Source organism: Enterococcus sp. AZ084 (genome assembly GCF_051714905.1).
Classification (GTDB): Bacteria; Bacillota; Bacilli; order Lactobacillales; family Enterococcaceae; genus Enterococcus_B; species Enterococcus_B pernyi.
The window spans coordinates 2,840,001-2,857,618 of the sequence record NZ_JBIOSS010000001.1; the positions used below are offsets into that span (position 1 = coordinate 2,840,001).

The 17,618-nt window shown below is 41.7% G+C and carries 11 protein-coding genes and 2 rRNA genes (1 of these 13 only partly in view); all 13 read right to left on the minus strand.

Annotated features, from left to right (window positions below; genetic code table 11):
* Window positions 1-477, minus strand: a 23S ribosomal RNA gene (locus IGI79_RS12870); it reaches 2,438 nt to the left of the window's first position.
* Window positions 478-821: 344 nt separating this feature from the next.
* Window positions 822-2,382, minus strand: a 16S ribosomal RNA gene (locus tag IGI79_RS12875).
* Together the 16S and 23S rRNA genes form the textbook arrangement of a ribosomal RNA operon.
* Window positions 2,383-3,296: 914 nt before the next feature.
* On the minus strand, window positions 3,297-4,793 hold the full coding sequence (gene lysS, locus IGI79_RS12880) for a lysine--tRNA ligase (RefSeq protein ID WP_104871690.1): 1,497 nt from the start codon (window positions 4,791-4,793) through the stop codon (window positions 3,297-3,299).
* Window positions 4,794-4,908: 115 nt separating this feature from the next.
* Window positions 4,909-5,907 carry a tRNA dihydrouridine synthase DusB gene (gene dusB, locus IGI79_RS12885; protein WP_104871691.1) on the minus strand — a complete coding sequence of 333 codons (999 nt, stop codon included), beginning with the start codon at window positions 5,905-5,907 and terminating at the stop codon, window positions 4,909-4,911.
* Entirely contained in the window at window positions 5,908-6,795 is an 888-nt protein-coding gene (gene hslO / locus IGI79_RS12890; protein WP_271553418.1) for an Hsp33 family molecular chaperone HslO, read from the minus strand.
* 152 nt (window positions 6,796-6,947) lie between these two features.
* The gene (gene ftsH / locus IGI79_RS12895) at window positions 6,948-9,044 is read right to left on the minus strand and encodes an ATP-dependent zinc metalloprotease FtsH (RefSeq protein WP_438846045.1); all 2,097 of its coding nucleotides are present in this window, start codon (window positions 9,042-9,044) and stop codon (window positions 6,948-6,950) included.
* 90 nt (window positions 9,045-9,134) lie between these two features.
* Window positions 9,135-9,680, minus strand: a complete 546-nt coding sequence (gene hpt / locus IGI79_RS12900) for a hypoxanthine phosphoribosyltransferase (protein WP_010734122.1) — start codon at window positions 9,678-9,680, stop codon at window positions 9,135-9,137.
* On the minus strand, window positions 9,680-11,110 hold the full coding sequence (gene tilS, locus IGI79_RS12905) for a tRNA lysidine(34) synthetase TilS (RefSeq protein WP_065096075.1): 1,431 nt from the start codon (window positions 11,108-11,110) through the stop codon (window positions 9,680-9,682). The genes hpt and tilS overlap by 1 nt, the downstream gene beginning before the upstream one ends.
* A gap of 78 nt (window positions 11,111-11,188) precedes the next feature.
* The gene (locus IGI79_RS12910; RefSeq protein WP_010734120.1) at window positions 11,189-11,659 is read right to left on the minus strand and encodes a S1 domain-containing RNA-binding protein; all 471 of its coding nucleotides are present in this window, start codon (window positions 11,657-11,659) and stop codon (window positions 11,189-11,191) included.
* Window positions 11,660-11,704: 45 nt separating this feature from the next.
* Complete coding sequence (locus IGI79_RS12915) at window positions 11,705-12,130, minus strand: FtsB family cell division protein (protein ID WP_010734119.1); 426 nt, start codon at window positions 12,128-12,130, stop codon at window positions 11,705-11,707.
* A gap of 63 nt (window positions 12,131-12,193) precedes the next feature.
* Window positions 12,194-12,469, minus strand: a complete 276-nt coding sequence (locus IGI79_RS12920; RefSeq protein ID WP_019722335.1) for an RNA-binding S4 domain-containing protein — start codon at window positions 12,467-12,469, stop codon at window positions 12,194-12,196.
* A 9-nt stretch (window positions 12,470-12,478) separates the two neighbouring features.
* Complete coding sequence (locus IGI79_RS12925) at window positions 12,479-14,077, minus strand: putative polysaccharide biosynthesis protein (protein WP_023520496.1); 1,599 nt, start codon at window positions 14,075-14,077, stop codon at window positions 12,479-12,481.
* Window positions 14,078-14,092: 15 nt separating this feature from the next.
* A complete protein-coding gene (mfd, locus tag IGI79_RS12930; protein ID WP_438846046.1) occupies window positions 14,093-17,614 on the minus strand; it encodes a transcription-repair coupling factor in 3,522 nt (1,173 codons plus the stop codon).
* Window positions 17,615-17,618: the final 4 nt, after the last annotated feature.

Below are 17,618 nucleotides of genomic sequence, written 5' to 3' on the forward strand. Positions count from 1 at the left end.
AGGGAGTATTTAGCCTTGGGAGATGGTCCTCCCGGATTCCGACGGAATTCCTCGTGTTCCGCCGTACTCAGGATCCTCCTAGGTGCCTTCCAAATTTCATCTACGGGGCTTTCACCCTCTCTGACTGACTTTTCCAAGTCATTCGACTATCTGAAAGAACTACCATATCGGAGTCCTACAACCCCAATGAGCAAGCTCATTGGTTTGGGCTTTTCCCGTTTCGCTCGCCGCTACTCAGGGAATCGAATTTTCTTTCTCTTCCTGCAGGTACTTAGATGTTTCAGTTCTCTGCGTCTACCTCGTATACGCTATGTATTCACGTATACGTAACATCCTATAAAAGATGCTGGGTTCCCCCATTCGGAAATCTCTGGATCATAGCTTACGTACAGCTCCCCAAAGCATATCGGTGTTAGTCCCGTCCTTCATCGGCTCCTAGTGCCAAGGCATCCACCGTGCGCCCTTATTCACTTAACCTTATCAACCTTACGGTTGGGTTTTGATCTTTCTTCTAGCGATAGAAGTCCAATCAAGAAAAATAAGCAATTGAACTTATTAAAAAACTCTATCCAGCACACAAATCAGCCTCTTCGACAAAAAGATCGTCCAATCCGTGAAAGCAAGCTTTCACTTCTGGCCGCCTATTTTGCTTAAGGCTAAACGATTTGTTTAGCTTTCAAATTCAACGCGGTGTTCTCGGTTTGTATTACTTACATTTTTACTTCAATATCCAGTTTTCAATGAACAAAATTTTGAGAGTAGACCTCTCAAAACTGAACAAAGTATCGACAAACGTGTGTAGTCTCCGTAATATTCCTTAGAAAGGAGGTGATCCAGCCGCACCTTCCGATACGGCTACCTTGTTACGACTTCACCCCAATCATCTATCCCACCTTAGGCGGCTGGCTCCAAAAAGGTTACCTCACCGACTTCGGGTGTTACAAACTCTCGTGGTGTGACGGGCGGTGTGTACAAGGCCCGGGAACGTATTCACCGCGGCGTGCTGATCCGCGATTACTAGCGATTCCGGCTTCATGTAGGCGAGTTGCAGCCTACAATCCGAACTGAGAGAAGCTTTAAGAGATTAGCTTAGCCTCGCGACTTCGCGACTCGTTGTACTTCCCATTGTAGCACGTGTGTAGCCCAGGTCATAAGGGGCATGATGATTTGACGTCATCCCCACCTTCCTCCGGTTTGTCACCGGCAGTCTTGCTAGAGTGCCCAACTAAATGATGGCAACTAACAATAAGGGTTGCGCTCGTTGCGGGACTTAACCCAACATCTCACGACACGAGCTGACGACAACCATGCACCACCTGTCACTTTGCCCCCGAAGGGGAAGCTCTATCTCTAGAGTGGTCAAAGGATGTCAAGACCTGGTAAGGTTCTTCGCGTTGCTTCGAATTAAACCACATGCTCCACCGCTTGTGCGGGCCCCCGTCAATTCCTTTGAGTTTCAACCTTGCGGTCGTACTCCCCAGGCGGAGTGCTTAATGCGTTAGCTGCAGCACTGAAGGGCGGAAACCCTCCAACACTTAGCACTCATCGTTTACGGCGTGGACTACCAGGGTATCTAATCCTGTTTGCTCCCCACGCTTTCGAGCCTCAGCGTCAGTTACAGACCAGAGAGCCGCCTTCGCCACTGGTGTTCCTCCATATATCTACGCATTTCACCGCTACACATGGAATTCCACTCTCCTCTTCTGCACTCAAGTCTCCCAGTTTCCAATGACCCTCCCCGGTTGAGCCGGGGGCTTTCACATCAGACTTAAGAAACCGCCTGCGCTCGCTTTACGCCCAATAAATCCGGACAACGCTTGCCACCTACGTATTACCGCGGCTGCTGGCACGTAGTTAGCCGTGGCTTTCTGGTTAGATACCGTCAAGGGGTGAACAGTTACTCTCACCCTTGTTCTTCTCTAACAACAGAGTTTTACGATCCGAAAACCTTCTTCACTCACGCGGCGTTGCTCGGTCAGACTTTCGTCCATTGCCGAAGATTCCCTACTGCTGCCTCCCGTAGGAGTTTGGGCCGTGTCTCAGTCCCAATGTGGCCGATCACCCTCTCAGGTCGGCTATGCATCGTGGCCTTGGTGAGCCGTTACCTCACCAACTAGCTAATGCACCGCGGGTCCATCCATCAGCGGCACCGTAAAGCGCCTTTCAAAACGAAACCATGCGGTTTCGATTGTTATACGGTATTAGCACCTGTTTCCAAGTGTTATCCCCTTCTGATGGGCAGGTTACCCACGTGTTACTCACCCGTTCGCCACTCCTCTTTTCCCGGTGGAGCAAGCTCCGGTGGGAAAAGAAGCGTTCGACTTGCATGTATTAGGCACGCCGCCAGCGTTCGTCCTGAGCCAGGATCAAACTCTCATAAATAAAAGTTAGAACAATCTTGCGATTGTTAAGCTCAATTTGTTTGCTAGCATATTGCTTGCTTGTTAAAAATGTTTGTTGTCTTGAATTGAATCAAGACGCCCTACACATTTGGTTTGTCTTACTTTGTTCAGTTTTCAAAGGTCTACGTGATAATTGAAACACAACTGCCTCAACTTATCATTTGTGATTGCCGTAGCAACTTTTATATCTTAGCAAACTCTCGAATGATTGTCAACTATTTTTTAAAAGTTTTTTTGAACTCGTTTTTCACGAGGCTGTTTTAGCAACTCACTCATCATAACTCATCGTTTGTTATTTGTCAACAGTTAATTTTGTTTTTTTCTTTGTGAAATCAACGTTTATCTATTGTCGTTCACAAGCGACTTGGTTATCTTATCATGTGTTGTCCCACACGTCAAGAACTTTTTTATGATCATTCAGAAGTTATGAAACTTAACTTTTGAACAAATAATAATATACCAACTAAAATCTTATTGGTCAACGAATTTTTTTGTGTTTTTTCAAGTTTTTTAGTTATACGATTAATATAATAAAAAGCGATATAAACGTTCGCTTTTTACATGGTATAAAGAGATTGAAAACCTTTATCTATATAAATCATTCGCTATTGCAACTTTGCTGAAACTTCTATAAAGCAGACCCATTTCTAATGGTTCCGTTTTCTTTTTTATATCTATCTTATCCCTTGCCATAACTTTCTCTGAAATCGTTCATTGATACGCATTTACTTAAAAATTAGTTTCAATAAAGTCTTAAATATAGAACCAGATTTCAAGCAAAGTTATCTCATTTTTTCTCTAAAAAATAAACCGACAGCAGCTAGAAATAAAAATCATTTCTGGCTATTGTCGGTTTGATTTGTTGAATAGGCTGTTTCTAATTAAGTCTTAGTGTTAACGCATAGTTGGGAATAGTAATACGTCACGGATCGATTGAGCATCAGTCAATAGCATGACTAGACGGTCGATTCCGATACCTAGTCCGCCAGTTGGTGGCATACCATATTCTAGTGCTTCTAAGAAGTCTTCATCTAATCCATGAGCTTCGTCATTTCCAAGCTCGCGTTCTTTTTCTTGCGCTTCAAAACGTTCTCTTTGATCGATTGGATCGTTCAGCTCAGTAAAGGCATTCGCAAATTCTTTCCCTGTGATGAACAATTCAAAACGGTCAGTAAAACGTGGATCTTCTGGGTTTTTCTTCGCTAATGGAGAAACTTCAACTGGATGTCCATAGACAAATGTTGGTTGTACTAATGTTTCTTCCACGAATGCTTCAAAGAATTCATTGATGACGTGACCAACACCCATCGCTTCTGTCACTTCAACTTGATGTTCTTTTGCAATTGCTAGCGCTTCTTCTAAGGTCATTTCTTTCCAGAAATCAACACCAGTATGTTCTTTGATTGCGTCAACCATGTGTACACGTTTGAAATCACTTTCTAAGTCTACTGCTTGTCCTGCGTAAGTGATTTTAGCTGTTCCTAATACTTTTTCAGCTGCATTACGGATGATACCTTCTGTCAAGTTCATCACATCTTGGAAATCAGTGTATGCAGTGTATGCTTCAAGCATCGTGAACTCAGGGTTGTGCGTTGTATCGATTCCTTCGTTACGGAATACACGGCCGATCTCATAAACTTTTTCCATACCACCAACGATCAGACGTTTCAAATGAAGTTCTAACGCGATACGTAGATATAGATCCATATCTAACGCATTGTGATGTGTGATGAAAGGACGTGCTGCTGCCCCACCGGCTTCATTGTGCAAGACAGGTGTTTCAACTTCGATATAGCCATTTCCATCTAAATAACGACGAATCTCACTGATGATTTGGCTGCGTTTCATGAAGCGGTCAAAACTTTCTCTATTACTTACTAAATCTAGGTAACGCTGTCTGTAACGTTGTTCGATGTTCGTCAATCCATGGTATTTATCTGGTAATGGACGAAGTGCTTTTGATAAGATGACGATTTCAGAGGCTTTGATCGATACCTCACCTGTATCAGTTTTCATGATTTCTCCAGTTACGCCAAAGAAATCTCCTAGGTCAGCATGTTTGAATACTTCATAAGCTTCTTCGCCTACTCGGTCTTTGCGGACGTAGATTTGGATCTGACCTTCTCTGTCTTGGAGATGGGCAAAACCAGCTTTACCTTTCCCACGGCGTGTCATCATACGGCCAGCAACACTAGCAGTCAATGCCATTTCCGCCAATTCTTCTTTTGTACGTGGATCAAATAATTCGTGCAATTCTTGTGAATTATGTGTACGCTCAAATCGCTTACCAAATGGATCGATCCCATTTTCTCTCAATTGCTCCATTTTCTCACGACGAACAATCATTTGATCGTTTAAATCTTCTAATTGATTTTGTTGTTCCTCAGTCACAAAAGTTCCTCCATTCTCATCTTATTCTCTTCCTTATAATGCCAATGAAACGCAAAAAAAGCAAGCCGAACTTAGTGTTTCGGCTTGAATTTCGCAAAAAACTTAGAATAACTTCCTAAGATTGAAGCGATAATTTTTCGCTTTTTTCAACCAATTGGTCAAGCAATTCATTGATTTCATGCTGTTTTTCAGTCTTATTGATTGCTAATTTGATCTTTGCTGCCCGGGAGACACCTTTTAGATAGTAGGAAGCGTGTGTCCGAAACTCACGACAAGCGATCGTTTCTCCTTTTAAATCAACTAAACGTTCTAGATGTAATTTCGCAGTAGCGATTTTTTCACGTGCGGTTGGTTCCGGAATCAGCTCTCCAGTTTCCAAATAATGTTGTGTGCGGTGGATCATCCACGGATTCCCTAAAGCTGCTCGGCCAATCATGACACCATCGGCACCCACGTATTCCAACATGCGTTTTGCATCTTCTGGCGTTTTGACGTCTCCATTACCCATAAAAGGAATCGTTAGATGTTTTTTGACTTCCTTCAATACTTCCCAATTGGCTTTGCCTTCATACATTTGCACACGAGTACGCCCGTGCATGGCTACTGCACCGGCACCGGCTGCTTGAGCGGCTAATGCATTTTCGACAGCAAAAACATGCTCTTCATCCCAACCAATACGCATTTTCACAGTAACTGGTACGTCAACTGCCGATGCGACTGCATGAACCATTTCATAGACTTTATCAGGGTCTAATAACCATTTTGCACCTGCTTCAGCTTTGATGATTTTATTGACTGGACATCCCATATTGATATCAATGATATCTGCAGTAGTATGCTTCTCAACAAACTGTGCAGCTTCTACTAATGTATCTTTGTTCCCACCAAATATTTGCAAGCTTAATGGGTGTTCTGTTTCGTCGATATGCAACATCTCCAATGTTTTTTTGTTGCGGAAATGGATACCTTGGTCACTGATCATCTCACAAACGACCATGCCTGCACCAAACTCTTTGACGGTTACGCGAAATGCGGCGTTCGTGATCCCTGCCATAGGTGCCACAACAACGCGATTCGGAATTTCAACATTCCCGATTTTCCATGTGTGATCCACTTATAATCCTCCTAAGGCTTCTGCCTTCAATGCTGCTAGGTCATCTTCTGTGTAGGTATATTTACTATTACAAAACGAGCAAACTGCTTCTGCCCCATGGTCCTCATCGATCATTGCTTGGATTTCGGCTGCACCTAATGCGATGATTGCTTCGCCAAATTTTTCTTTCGAACAATCACACTTGAACTGTACAGGCATTTTTTCCAATACTTGCAATTCGTCTGTTCCTAATAATCCTTGCAAGATTTCTTCAGGTGTCAATCCTTCGTCTAAGAGGGTAGAGATACGCGGCGTTGTTTTTAACTGCTCTTCGATTTTCGTAATCGTTTCTTCATCTGCTCCTGGCATGATCTGGATCATAAAACCACCCGCTGTTTTGATGCTATCGTCCGTATTGACTAAGACACTTAGTCCTACAGCTGAGGGGATTTGTTCTGAAATTGCTAAATAGTACGTAAAATCTTCAGCTAGTTCACCAGATACAATCGGCGTCTGCCCTGAAAAAGGTTCTTTTAACCCTAGATCTTTTGTCACACTAAACATGCCTTGTGTTCCTACTGCCCCACGTACATCGATTTTTCCTTCTGCATTCAATGGTAAACTTAGGTGTGGATTTTTGATATATCCTTTGACATCACCTTTACCATTCGAATCAACAACGATCCCACCCGCAGGACCATCTCCTTGGATGCGTACTGTTAATTTATCTTCACCTTTAACTGTCGCACCTAGAAGCAGACTACCAACTAATGCGCGACCTAATGCTGCGGATGATGTATGCCATGTATCGTGACGTTGTTGTGCCTCTGCGACAGTATTGGTTGCACGAACAGCATATGCTCGAACAAATCCGTCATTGGCTAATGCCTTTACTAAATAATCTTCCATTTGTATGTACCTCATTTCCCGATTTTAAAACTCATAGTGAATCATACTAGTAACTTCCAAATTTTTCAACTTTTGAATTTGTAAATTCTACGTTTCTTTTTTAATTTCTAGACACAAAAAAAGAGCTGCGACTTCCGTCACAGCTTCTTTCTTTATCTATTTTGATCATCTGAATGATTTTGTTCATCCGTTGAAGTCGATTGATCTTCATCATTCAACTCTTTTTTCGCTTCATCAAACTCATGTTTTTCTTCTGCTTGTTTTTCCGCATCTTTTTCTTCTAGTGCACGTTTTGCTTCTTCAAACGTTTGTGCTTCTTTTTCACTAGGGAAGTCTGCCGATTCTGCTCCTTCAGGCATTACACCTTGTTCAAAGAGAGATTTGATTGCTTTGGCATCCAATGTTTCAAATTCAAGCAGTTTTTCTGCGATCAGTTTGTGTTGCGCACGGTGTGCTTCGATGATTTCATGTGCTTTTTGATGTGCTTCCATCAAGATCTTACGTACTTCTTGGTCGATTTCAAAAGCAACTTGTTCAGAGTATGCTTTCGTTTGACCATAGTCACGTCCTACGAATACTTGGTGGTTTCCTTCATATTGGACAGGACCTAAACGATCACTCATCCCATACTCTGTAACCATGCTTCTTGCTAGTGCAGTTGCTTGTTCAAAGTCATTTGATGCACCAGTAGATTGAACGTTGAAGATGATTTCTTCTGCGGTACGTCCACCTAGCAAACCAACGATTTGTTCAAACATATCTTCTTTTGTCATTAAGAATTGATCTTCTTTTGGTAAAGCGATCATATATCCACCGGCACGTCCACGTGGGATGATCGTTACTTTGTGAACGACACGGGCACGACTCAAGACAAGCCCAACGATCGTATGACCTGCTTCATGGTAAGCGACCATTTCGCGTTCGCGTTTGCTGATGACACGGTCTTTCTTCGCTGGTCCAGCAATCACGCGGTCTTCTGCTTCATCGATATCAGAAGCATCGATTTTTTTCTTGTTTCGACGAGCAGCTACTAACGCTGCTTCGTTTAAGACATTTTCTAAATCCGCACCAGCAAAACCTGGTGTTTGTTGTGCCACGACTTTTAAATCAACATCGTCAGCAATTGGTTTATTTCTTGCGTGAACTCGTAAAATCGCTTCACGACCTTTGACGTCTGGACGACCGACTAAAATTTGACGGTCAAAACGTCCTGGACGGAGTAAGGCTGGATCTAATACGTCTGAACGGTTTGTCGCTGCAATCACGATCACGCCTTCGTTGCCATCAAATCCATCCATTTCAACAAGCAATTGGTTCAGTGTTTGTTCACGTTCATCGTGTCCACCACCCATACCAGCGCCACGTTGACGACCGACAGCATCGATTTCATCAATAAAGATGATTGCTGGAGCATTCTTTTTCGCGGTTTCAAATAAGTCTCGAACTCGGCTTGCACCGACCCCAACAAACATTTCCACAAAGTCTGAACCTGAAATTGAGTAGAATGGTACGCCAGCTTCACCAGCAACTGCTTTGGCAAGCAACGTCTTACCTGTTCCTGGAGGTCCTTCTAAGAGAACTCCGGCTGGGATACGTGCGCCTAATTCAATGAAGCGTCTTGGATCTTTTAGAAACTCAACGACTTCGACAAGTTCTTGTTTTTCTTCTTCCGCACCCGCTACATCAGAGAAGCGAACACGATTGGCTTTTTTGTCGGCTTCTTTTGCTTTGGATTTCCCAAAGTTCATGACACGGCCTCCGCCGCCTCCGCCGCCACCTTGTTGTCCCATCATCATATAGAAGAAGAAGACGATGATCACGATTGGCAAGAAGCTTAATAGGAGTGATACCCATACGCCGCTACTTGATTCTTCTCTGATCGTAGTTGCTACGTTGTTGTCTTTTGCCAACTCTGTGACTTGGCTCAATGTTGTATCGTTTGGCAAAATGATCGTAGTGAAGTGCGTCGTTGATGTCTCAGTAGTACCTAGAATCGATAGACCGCCACTATTTGCAACTGTCTGTTGTTCTTTGTATTCACCTGAGATCTTATACACACCATTAGCAGGTTGTACCTCAAAGTTTTTGATTTTGCCTTCTTGTAATTGTTCAGTGAATTTTGAGTACTCGATATCTGACGACCGTTGGCCATTGTTACCAAAAATAAAGTAGACGACCATTACCATCGCTAAGATTACGAGGACATAATACAAGGCATTTTTCATCATGCCATTGTTTTTTTTGTTCATAGTTGTCCTCCCTATGCGTTATTTTTACTTGATAAATCTTTTATCAATCCTGACCATACTATTGTAACATAATTTATGAAAGATAGATGATTAATTTGATTGATAAACGCTCGGTTTTAGTACACCGATGTATGGAAGATTTCGATAGGCTTCTGCATAATCTAATCCGTAACCTACCACAAACTCGTTTGGCACATTGAAACCAATGTAATCCGCTTCGATATCTACGACTCTGCCTTCGGGCTTATCAAGAAGTGTCACGATTTTAACTGAGTTTGCTTTACGGTATTTAAATAGATCGACTAAATAAGCAAGTGTTCTTCCGCTATCAATGATGTCTTCGACGATCAATAAATCACGGCCTTCCACATTCGTATCCAAGTCTTTTACGATTTTCACTTCACCTGATGAAACAGTTGCGTTACCGTAACTTGAAACATCCATAAAATCCAATTCTAGGTAAGCATCGATCGAACGGATAATGTCTGCCATAAATGGGACAGCACCTTTCAATACACCAACAACCAACGGATTTTTATCTTGATAATTTTCAGTTAACTCTTTTCCTAGTTCTTTACAACGAACTTGTATCTCTTCTTGCGTGATCAATACTCTCTCGATATCTTTTTCTAACATCAGGTTCTCCTTCCAATTGCTTCTTTTTGATATTTGTAAAGAAGTATGTAGTGTATTTTATCAGTTTCTACACCAATACTCAAATAAGAATGGACAAAAGGGACTAGACTCCATAGATTTCTCCCTTCATCTATAATAACCCATGAATTTGTTCGTTGTGCAATAGATATTTTTTTATCGATAAAATATCTTGACACTTTTTTGTTCAATGTCTCCGTCAATTGAATACGATCTCCCGGTTTTCGCCGATCGACCCAAAGCGATTGTTCGGCTGATAACCATAGATCATGAGTGAAGATTTTACCTGTTTCATCCAGTTCCCAATCTGGAAGTTGGTCGGGTGTGTAGATGCCTAACCATTCCGACTCTCCTAACTGAATGGATTGATTCGGTATGATTTCTAACGGAGTATCTTGGTGATTAGTTGATCGTTCCTTTTTTCTTTTATAAAGATAAAGTACTTCATAGGAACGTTCGATCACCCAGCGTTTGCCCAGATCAACCTGCCATTGTCCTGCGGGTTGTTCACATTGTTGTAACAACGTATCGATCTGTTTTTCTTTGATCGTCACTTTCGTAACTGGAAAAACGTGATCAAAGAACGTGTAAAAAAAGAAGTAACGTTCAAATGATTCCAAATTCTCGATCACCTTCCAAGGAATAGATAAGCGCTCTTCTCCATACGTGAGATGATCTGTGATCATCTGTTGCGTACTTTTTCGGATAAATTGCTCTGCCCATTGGATTTGTTGTGAGAATTTTTGGAAATGAGCCATTGTCTGTGTATTTTCTTTTTTCAATTGTGGGACGACTAAATGACGAAGTCGATTACGTTGGACGACCAATTCCTGATTGGTATGATCCTCGAAAAAAGGTAAATCTTCTGCTTCCGCATACGCATACAATTGCTCTTTACTAAATGACAACAACGGACGAATGAGTCGTCCACCAGCAAAAGGTTGCGTTTCCTTGATTCCCGCATACGTACCTAACTGGCCGCCACGAATGATTTTCATCAGAATCGTTTCCATTTGATCATCGCCATGATGCGCCGTCATCAATGTATCATAATGATAATCTCGTACGATCTCATCAAATTTCTCATACCGAAAAGCTCGAGCAGCCGTTTCAATTCCTTGTTCCGCTGGATTCTCCCATACTTCTAAGTAGAAAGGAAGATCTTTTTTTTCGCAAAAGTCAGAAAGATATGCTGCTTCATCCGCAGAAACGCTCCGTAATCGATGATCGATATGAACAACACCTAACCGAAAGCCAACTTGTTTTTGGGCGGTCATTAAGCAATCGAGTAAAACCATAGAATCTACGCCACCGGAAACAGCAACTACTATTTTCGCCTCTTCAGACAAATAGCCTCGGCGTAATCCTCTTTTTATAAATGCCTGTTTAAACTGGCTTGCTTCCTTATCCATTGGAGTCACATCCTTTTACAAAATAAAAAGAGCGGACAAAAGTCTGTGACAATTGCCTGCCCTTCAATTTCGCTTAGCTTAGCTACGGCGACCGCCACGTCCTCCGCGTTTTCCTTCTGTGTTGCGTTTTAAGGAAGTCAATCGATCATCGCTATCTTTTAAAAATGAGCTCATCAATGAATCGAAGTCTTCTTTTGTATTGGAAGGTTGGCTGCGAGAAAAAGATTTTTTCTGCGGTGCGCGTCCTCGATTATCTCGAGTTTCTTTTTGTGGATATCTCTTTTGACGATTTTCATCATTAGTTTCTACTGGTTGCTCTTGTGCTTTGCGGATAGATAAACCGATTTTTCCATCATCATTGACTGTAATGACTTTGACTGTTACCTCATCACCAACGCTCAATACATCATGAATATCCTTGATATAACCGTTTGATACTTCACTGATATGAACTAACCCTGTTTTGCCAGCTCCTAAATCAATAAATGCGCCAAAATTTGTGATTCCTGAAACTTTTCCTTGCAGTTTTGCTCCTACCTCGATTGACATAAAAAAAATGTTCCTCCTAATTATTTCCCTTTTTTATATTACTGCTTATTGGGCAGTTGTTGAACTCGTTGTTTGTTCATCGGTGTCTGCTGAATTATCTGTCGTAGATTCAAGTATCGGGTAGACTTGCTCCCCTTCTTTTGAATAGAAAAATTTGCTTCTAGCAAGTTTTGCTACGTAATCTTCATCTTTAAGCAATTTCACGTCTTCTGTGAGTTGGTCTACATCTTTATTGATTTGTTGTAACTCTGTATCTGCTTCGACTTTTAATTCATTTAAATGATTCATTCGTTGCATATCATTAAAAATTTGGAAACCTATTACAGCGAAAATGACCAAAGCACCTAAAAAGATGGCTGCTAACCTGCGTCTACGAAAAATCAATTGGCGTTGTTGTTGTTGAAATTCGACATATTTTTTCTTTGCATACTCTGTGTCTAGTGCAGCGATTTTATTGCTTTTGTTTGCCACCTGTATTCGCTCCAATCTTTTTTGATTGTCATTCTTTATTATACCAACATCCTGAATGCTTGTCTAATCTATTTCGCTTGTGTTTTGTACTCGTGTTTCTGACAAGACTTCATACATTTTTTGTGCATCTTCTTTTTTTGTTGACTCATGCAACTCTGCTACCTTGATTTCCATCGTCTTGTTGCCAAATTGGATGTCCAATTGGTCTCCAACCTTGACATCACTGGAAGATTTCGCTAGTTTGCCATTGATTTTGATTCGTCCTTTATCCGCCACTTCCTTAGCGACAGATCGGCGCTTGATGATTCGCGAGATTTTTAAAAATTTATCTAGTCGCATCTCATGTCCTCACTTTTCTTTTTTTATTTTTTTCAAACGTAAGATTTTCTTACCAAATGGCAGTAACAGCCATTCCCGGATCGTAAATAATTTTGTCCAGATCACTGCATATACAAATGTGACTACGCCTATAATGACACCGCCTAGGCTGGCAAAAAGAGCAGTCGAGCGATGGCTCACTGGACCAAACAATAAGTTTAAGAAGCCATAATACACAAACAACGCTAAGACCATCCAACCTAAACATTGGATCAATTTCTTACCAAATTTTCGTTCGTGCCAAAAACTATTGATTGCTGGAGTTTCAGTACGGACAAAATACCATAAAGTCACTGATAGTCCAAGTAATGTCGATAAACTAGCACCGACTGTCCCTAAATAACTCGTGAGAAGGGGGGTAGCTAAAGCTTTAGCAAGCAAGCCCCAACCAGCACCCTTTAGTGAGGGGCGGAAAGAGTTTTTACTTTGAGCAATGCTTTGGTACGCTTGAATAATTGCAGTTAGTCCAATGGAAAAAACAAATAGAACTAGTGTCATATTCCCAGCATAATCTTTAAACAATGCGTAATTGATATAAGGCAACAATACAGCTAATCCTACTGAAGCTGCCAATGCCAATGCAGTCGTCAGACGCAAGTAAATTTTTGCTGTGGAATAAAATTGTCCTTTGACTGCACTCGTTAGGTAGCGTGTCAACGCGGGTAAGAACGTAGCACTTAAAGCTGTAGCAATAACTAATCCTAATTGAACTAACGGTTGCCCACGATCATATACTCCTTTAGCTATTTTAGAAGCTTGCTCGGATAAACCATAGATTTGTAACGCATTCTTAACAAAAAAAGAATCAATCAATTGGAAGAAGATCAATAGACCACTATAAATGGAGACTAATCCCCCTTCAATCAAGAAACGGCGCACGAGTGATTTCGCTGGCCTTCTTAAAATCGGAAAGTGGCGGAAGCTCAATGCACCACCATGGATTTTTTGTTCATAATAGTACAGTACACCATATGCACATACGCCACCAAATACTGCGCCACTCATTGCCGCTGTGCCTGTTTGATAGACTGTCCAGCCTAATCGCTTAAAGGCAATTGCGCTAAAAACAATGATTGCTACACGAACAATTTGTTCCACGACTTGCGAAACCGCTGTGGGCTCCATTAAAAATCGACCTTGAAAATTCCCACGATAATAAGATAGTCCTGGCATCAACAAAAACGTGAAGGAGACGATCCGAATCAACGGCATCAGTTGTTGATCACCCATCATGAGAGCGATCCAGTGACTAAATGAAAATACGAAGAGCCAGAGTAAAAAGCCTGACCAAAAAACAAGGGGATAAAGATTTTTCAATGCTTGTCTTTGTTCGAAAGGGTCTTTTTTTTCTGCTACATATTTAGAGATAAACTGGGGTAGCCCCGACAAAGCGAGTGTCATCGCAATACCATAAATAGGATAAACTTGTTGATAAACATAAAAACCTTCATCGCCCACTAAGTTTTGCAATGGAATCCGATAGAGTGCGCTGAGGACTTTTGCTATAAAGGAGGCAAGCGTCAACACAAAGGCACCATGCATCACTTGACGCATTTCTTTATGATCCAAAGGTTCAGCCCCTTCCTATGCAGTCGCATATTTCTGTTCGCGCAATGCTTTGACAAATTGTTGGATTTCTTGCAACCAAACAGCAGTCGTTGTTTGAGGTGGCAAGGTCAAACGAATCATCATTTGTTCTTTTTCCACACCAAGTCCTGCTTTTAATTTTGTGGCAGTCAGCGCTTCAAATAATTGTTCAACCGTGTAGCGTTTTGTTCCCACTTTGCTCAACTTGAACACGATGGTTTGTTGTTGCTTACGAATCATCTCTAGCAATGCACGATCGCCATCCATTTTGATTTGTCCAATCGTCAACAAATGCGCGACTTCTTCAGGATATTCACCAAAACGATCCAGTAGATCTGCTTCTAATTCTTCCAACATCTCTTGTGAATCCAATTCGCGAATCCGTTTATAGATTTCGATTTTTTGGCGTTGATCTGACACATAACTTTCTGGTAGATAGGCATCAACGCCTAGATCGATCTCCACAGAAGTTTTTTCTGTTTGCTGATTTTTACCTTGTTTACGAGCGACTGCCTCACTCAACATTTGAGAGTACATATCAAAACCAACAGCATCGATAAATCCATGTTGTTGTGCCCCTAGCAAGTTACCAGCACCACGGATCGATAAATCTCGCATCGCGATTTTAAATCCTGAACCCAATTCCGTAAAGTCTTTGATTGCTTGAAGACGCTTTTCGCTGACTTCATTAAGGATTTTTTGCTGTTCGTACATAAAATAAGCATAAGCGACACGATTGCTTCGTCCGACACGTCCTCGTAATTGGTAAAGCGTAGAGAGTCCCATATAATCGGCATTTTCTACGAAGAGTGTGTTTGCATTTGGAATATCCACACCAGTTTCGATGATCGTCGTCGTCACTAAGACATCATACTGTCCCTCGATAAAGTCGAATAATGTGTTTTCCAGTTGGACTTCCGTCATCTGTCCATGTGCATAGGCGATTCTCGCTTCGGGAACTAATGCTTGGATTTCTTCTACTTTACGTTCAATCGTTTCTACACGATTATATAAGTAGAAAACTTGTCCCCCACGTCCCATCTCTCGCTGAATCGCTTCTCGGATCGCACCTGGATTTTTTTCCATCACATATGTTTGGATCGGATACCGATTCGCCGGTGGCGTTTCAATCACCGATAGATCCCGTACGCCTAGCATCGACATATGCAGCGTTCGCGGAATAGGTGTCGCTGTCAAAGTCAGCACATCCACTTGCGCACGCAATTGTTTCAAACGTTCTTTGTGTTTTACACCGAAACGTTGTTCTTCATCAACGATCAATAGTCCTAAATCACTAAATTCAATATCTTTTGACAATACACGATGAGTACCCACAACAATATCTAGTTGTCCTGTGCGTAATTCTTCGATCGTTTCTTTTTGTTGTTTCTTTGTTCGGAAACGACTCAGCAAACCAACATTCACTGGGAATCCCTCAAAACGTTCCAACATCGTTTCGTAATGTTGTTGCGCCAAGATTGTTGTCGGCACAAGAAATGCCACTTGTTTACTTTCTTTGACTGCTTTAAAAGCGGCACGTAGCGCAACTTCTGTTTTCCCATAGCCGACGTCCCCCACAAGTAAACGATCCATTGGTTTTTCTTTTTCCATATCTCGTTTGATTTCCGCCGCACTTCGGAGTTGGTCATCTGTTTCCGAATATGGAAAAGCATTCTCAAATTCTTTTTGATAAGAGTCATCCGGACCAAATGCGTATCCTTTTTCTGCTTCTCTGACCGCATACAATTGGATCAAGTCATCCGCAATATCTTCGATTTTTGAGGAGATCTTACGTTTCGTTTTCGTCCATTCACTACCACCGAGTTTGTTGATTCGTGGTGTTTTCGATTCCGAAGCTACATATTTTTGGATCAAATTCAACTGCGTGACAGGAATAAATAGCTTATCATCATTTTGATAAATGATCGTCATATAATCTTGGTGGACACCGTCGACCTCTAAGGTTTCCATACCGATATATTTCCCGATCCCATGATTCGCATGGACAACGTAATCTCCAGCTTTTAATTCGTTGTAGCTTTTTAGTCGTTCTGCATTCGTTACCGTTTGACGACGTGTCTGTTTTTTTGTTGTCTTTTGAAAAATCTCTTTTTCCGTGATCGTTACGATTTTTTCTTGCGGCAACTCAAAACCTGTCATCAATGCGCCTTCGACTAATTGGACTTGTCCTTTGATCAGTTGGTCTGCTTCTGTTTCTACCACTAATATGTCTTCGTCACGCAACATTTGTTCCGCCTTACGGATACGTTCTTTCGTTGGAATGAAGATGACGACTGTCTGCTCTTGTTTGCGCCAACGATCCATTTCAGTTTTCAATAGCGGCATCTGTCCAAAGAACTGTTGCATCGTGCGGTACTGGAACTGGTAAAGTGCTTGAAACCTGAGATTCCCCATTCCTTTTTGGAATAAAGAGAAAAAAGTGGTTGCAAATTTTTCTTTTTGGATGATCCCATGTACATCTGCCACAAATTGTTGTTCAGAGAATACGCGTAACTCACTGATTTTTTGTGTATGCCATTCCGCTGCTTCTCTCTCCATTTCGCGATTCGTTTCCATGATTCGTTGGTAATCGTCCACGATCAGCAAGCTATCTTGGGGAAAATAATCCAAAATCGATAAATGTTCAGGATACAAAAGATCCGCATAAAACTTCGCTTGGTCTGTCGGGATATTACGTTGCCACTCCGAGATCAACTGACCGAAATAGTCATGCAAAAATTGTCGTTCAGTAGGTTCTGTGGTCGTTGCTAATTTCTTTTCTAAGAGGTTTTCTATTTTGTTGATACCGTCAAGCAGATTCTCTTGAGAATAAATTTGTTCACTTGTTGGTGGCAACCACACTTCTTCAATCTTTTCAATCGATCGTTGCGTATCAGCTTCGAAGTATCTCATGGAATCAATTTCGACATCAAATAATTCCACACGAACAGGGTATTCAAATGTCAAAGGATAGATATCGACAATACTCCCTCGCATACTAAATTCTCCAGGTTTTGCGACCATCTCTGTCCGCTCATAGCCCATCAAGACGAGTTGTTGCGGTAATGAGTCCACGGCGATCTCGTCGCCAATCTGCCAATGTAATTGGGCATTGCTCCATGTTTCTTTATCAGGAAGACGTTTGTGTAATGCTGCCACTGGAAGAAGATAGATTCCTGGCTCATCTTGTTGCAAACGATTCAACGTCGCTACACGTTCAGCCCGAGCTTCAGGAGAAGAAAAAGCCATTTCTGCGGAAAGCACTTCATCTACTGGAAATAAGTGGATACTTTCAGCTGGCAGAACGTGTTGCAGATCCTCTGCCAATTGGTTGACGTAATATAAATTCGGCATCAGGATAATCAGATTTTTATCCAGTTTTTTAAACGCATGTGCAAACAACAACGTCTTAGCAGATCCAGCTAAACCTGTAATCAACTGTCTAGACATCCGTTGTTCAAGATTCATGGACCATTCAGCCACTTGAGCATCTTTGCCAATCAATTGGATCATATCCATCGTT

What these genes read in the sequence shown, in the direction of transcription:
- hslO (WP_271553418.1), bottom strand. Translation starts at nt 6,795, where the DNA reads ATGGAAGATTATTTAGTAAAGGCATTAGCCAATGACGGATTTGTTCGA.
- ftsH (WP_438846045.1), bottom strand. Translation starts at nt 9,044, where the DNA reads ATGAACAAAAAAAACAATGGCATGATGAAAAATGCCTTGTATTATGTC.
- hpt (WP_010734122.1), bottom strand. Translation starts at nt 9,680, where the DNA reads ATGTTAGAAAAAGATATCGAGAGAGTATTGATCACGCAAGAAGAGATA.
- tilS (WP_065096075.1), bottom strand. Translation starts at nt 11,110, where the DNA reads ATGGATAAGGAAGCAAGCCAGTTTAAACAGGCATTTATAAAAAGAGGA.
- IGI79_RS12910 (WP_010734120.1), bottom strand. Translation starts at nt 11,659, where the DNA reads ATGTCAATCGAGGTAGGAGCAAAACTGCAAGGAAAAGTTTCAGGAATC.
- IGI79_RS12920 (WP_019722335.1), bottom strand. Translation starts at nt 12,469, where the DNA reads ATGCGACTAGATAAATTTTTAAAAATCTCGCGAATCATCAAGCGCCGA.
- mfd (WP_438846046.1), bottom strand. Translation starts at nt 17,614, where the DNA reads ATGGATATGATCCAATTGATTGGCAAAGATGCTCAAGTGGCTGAATGG.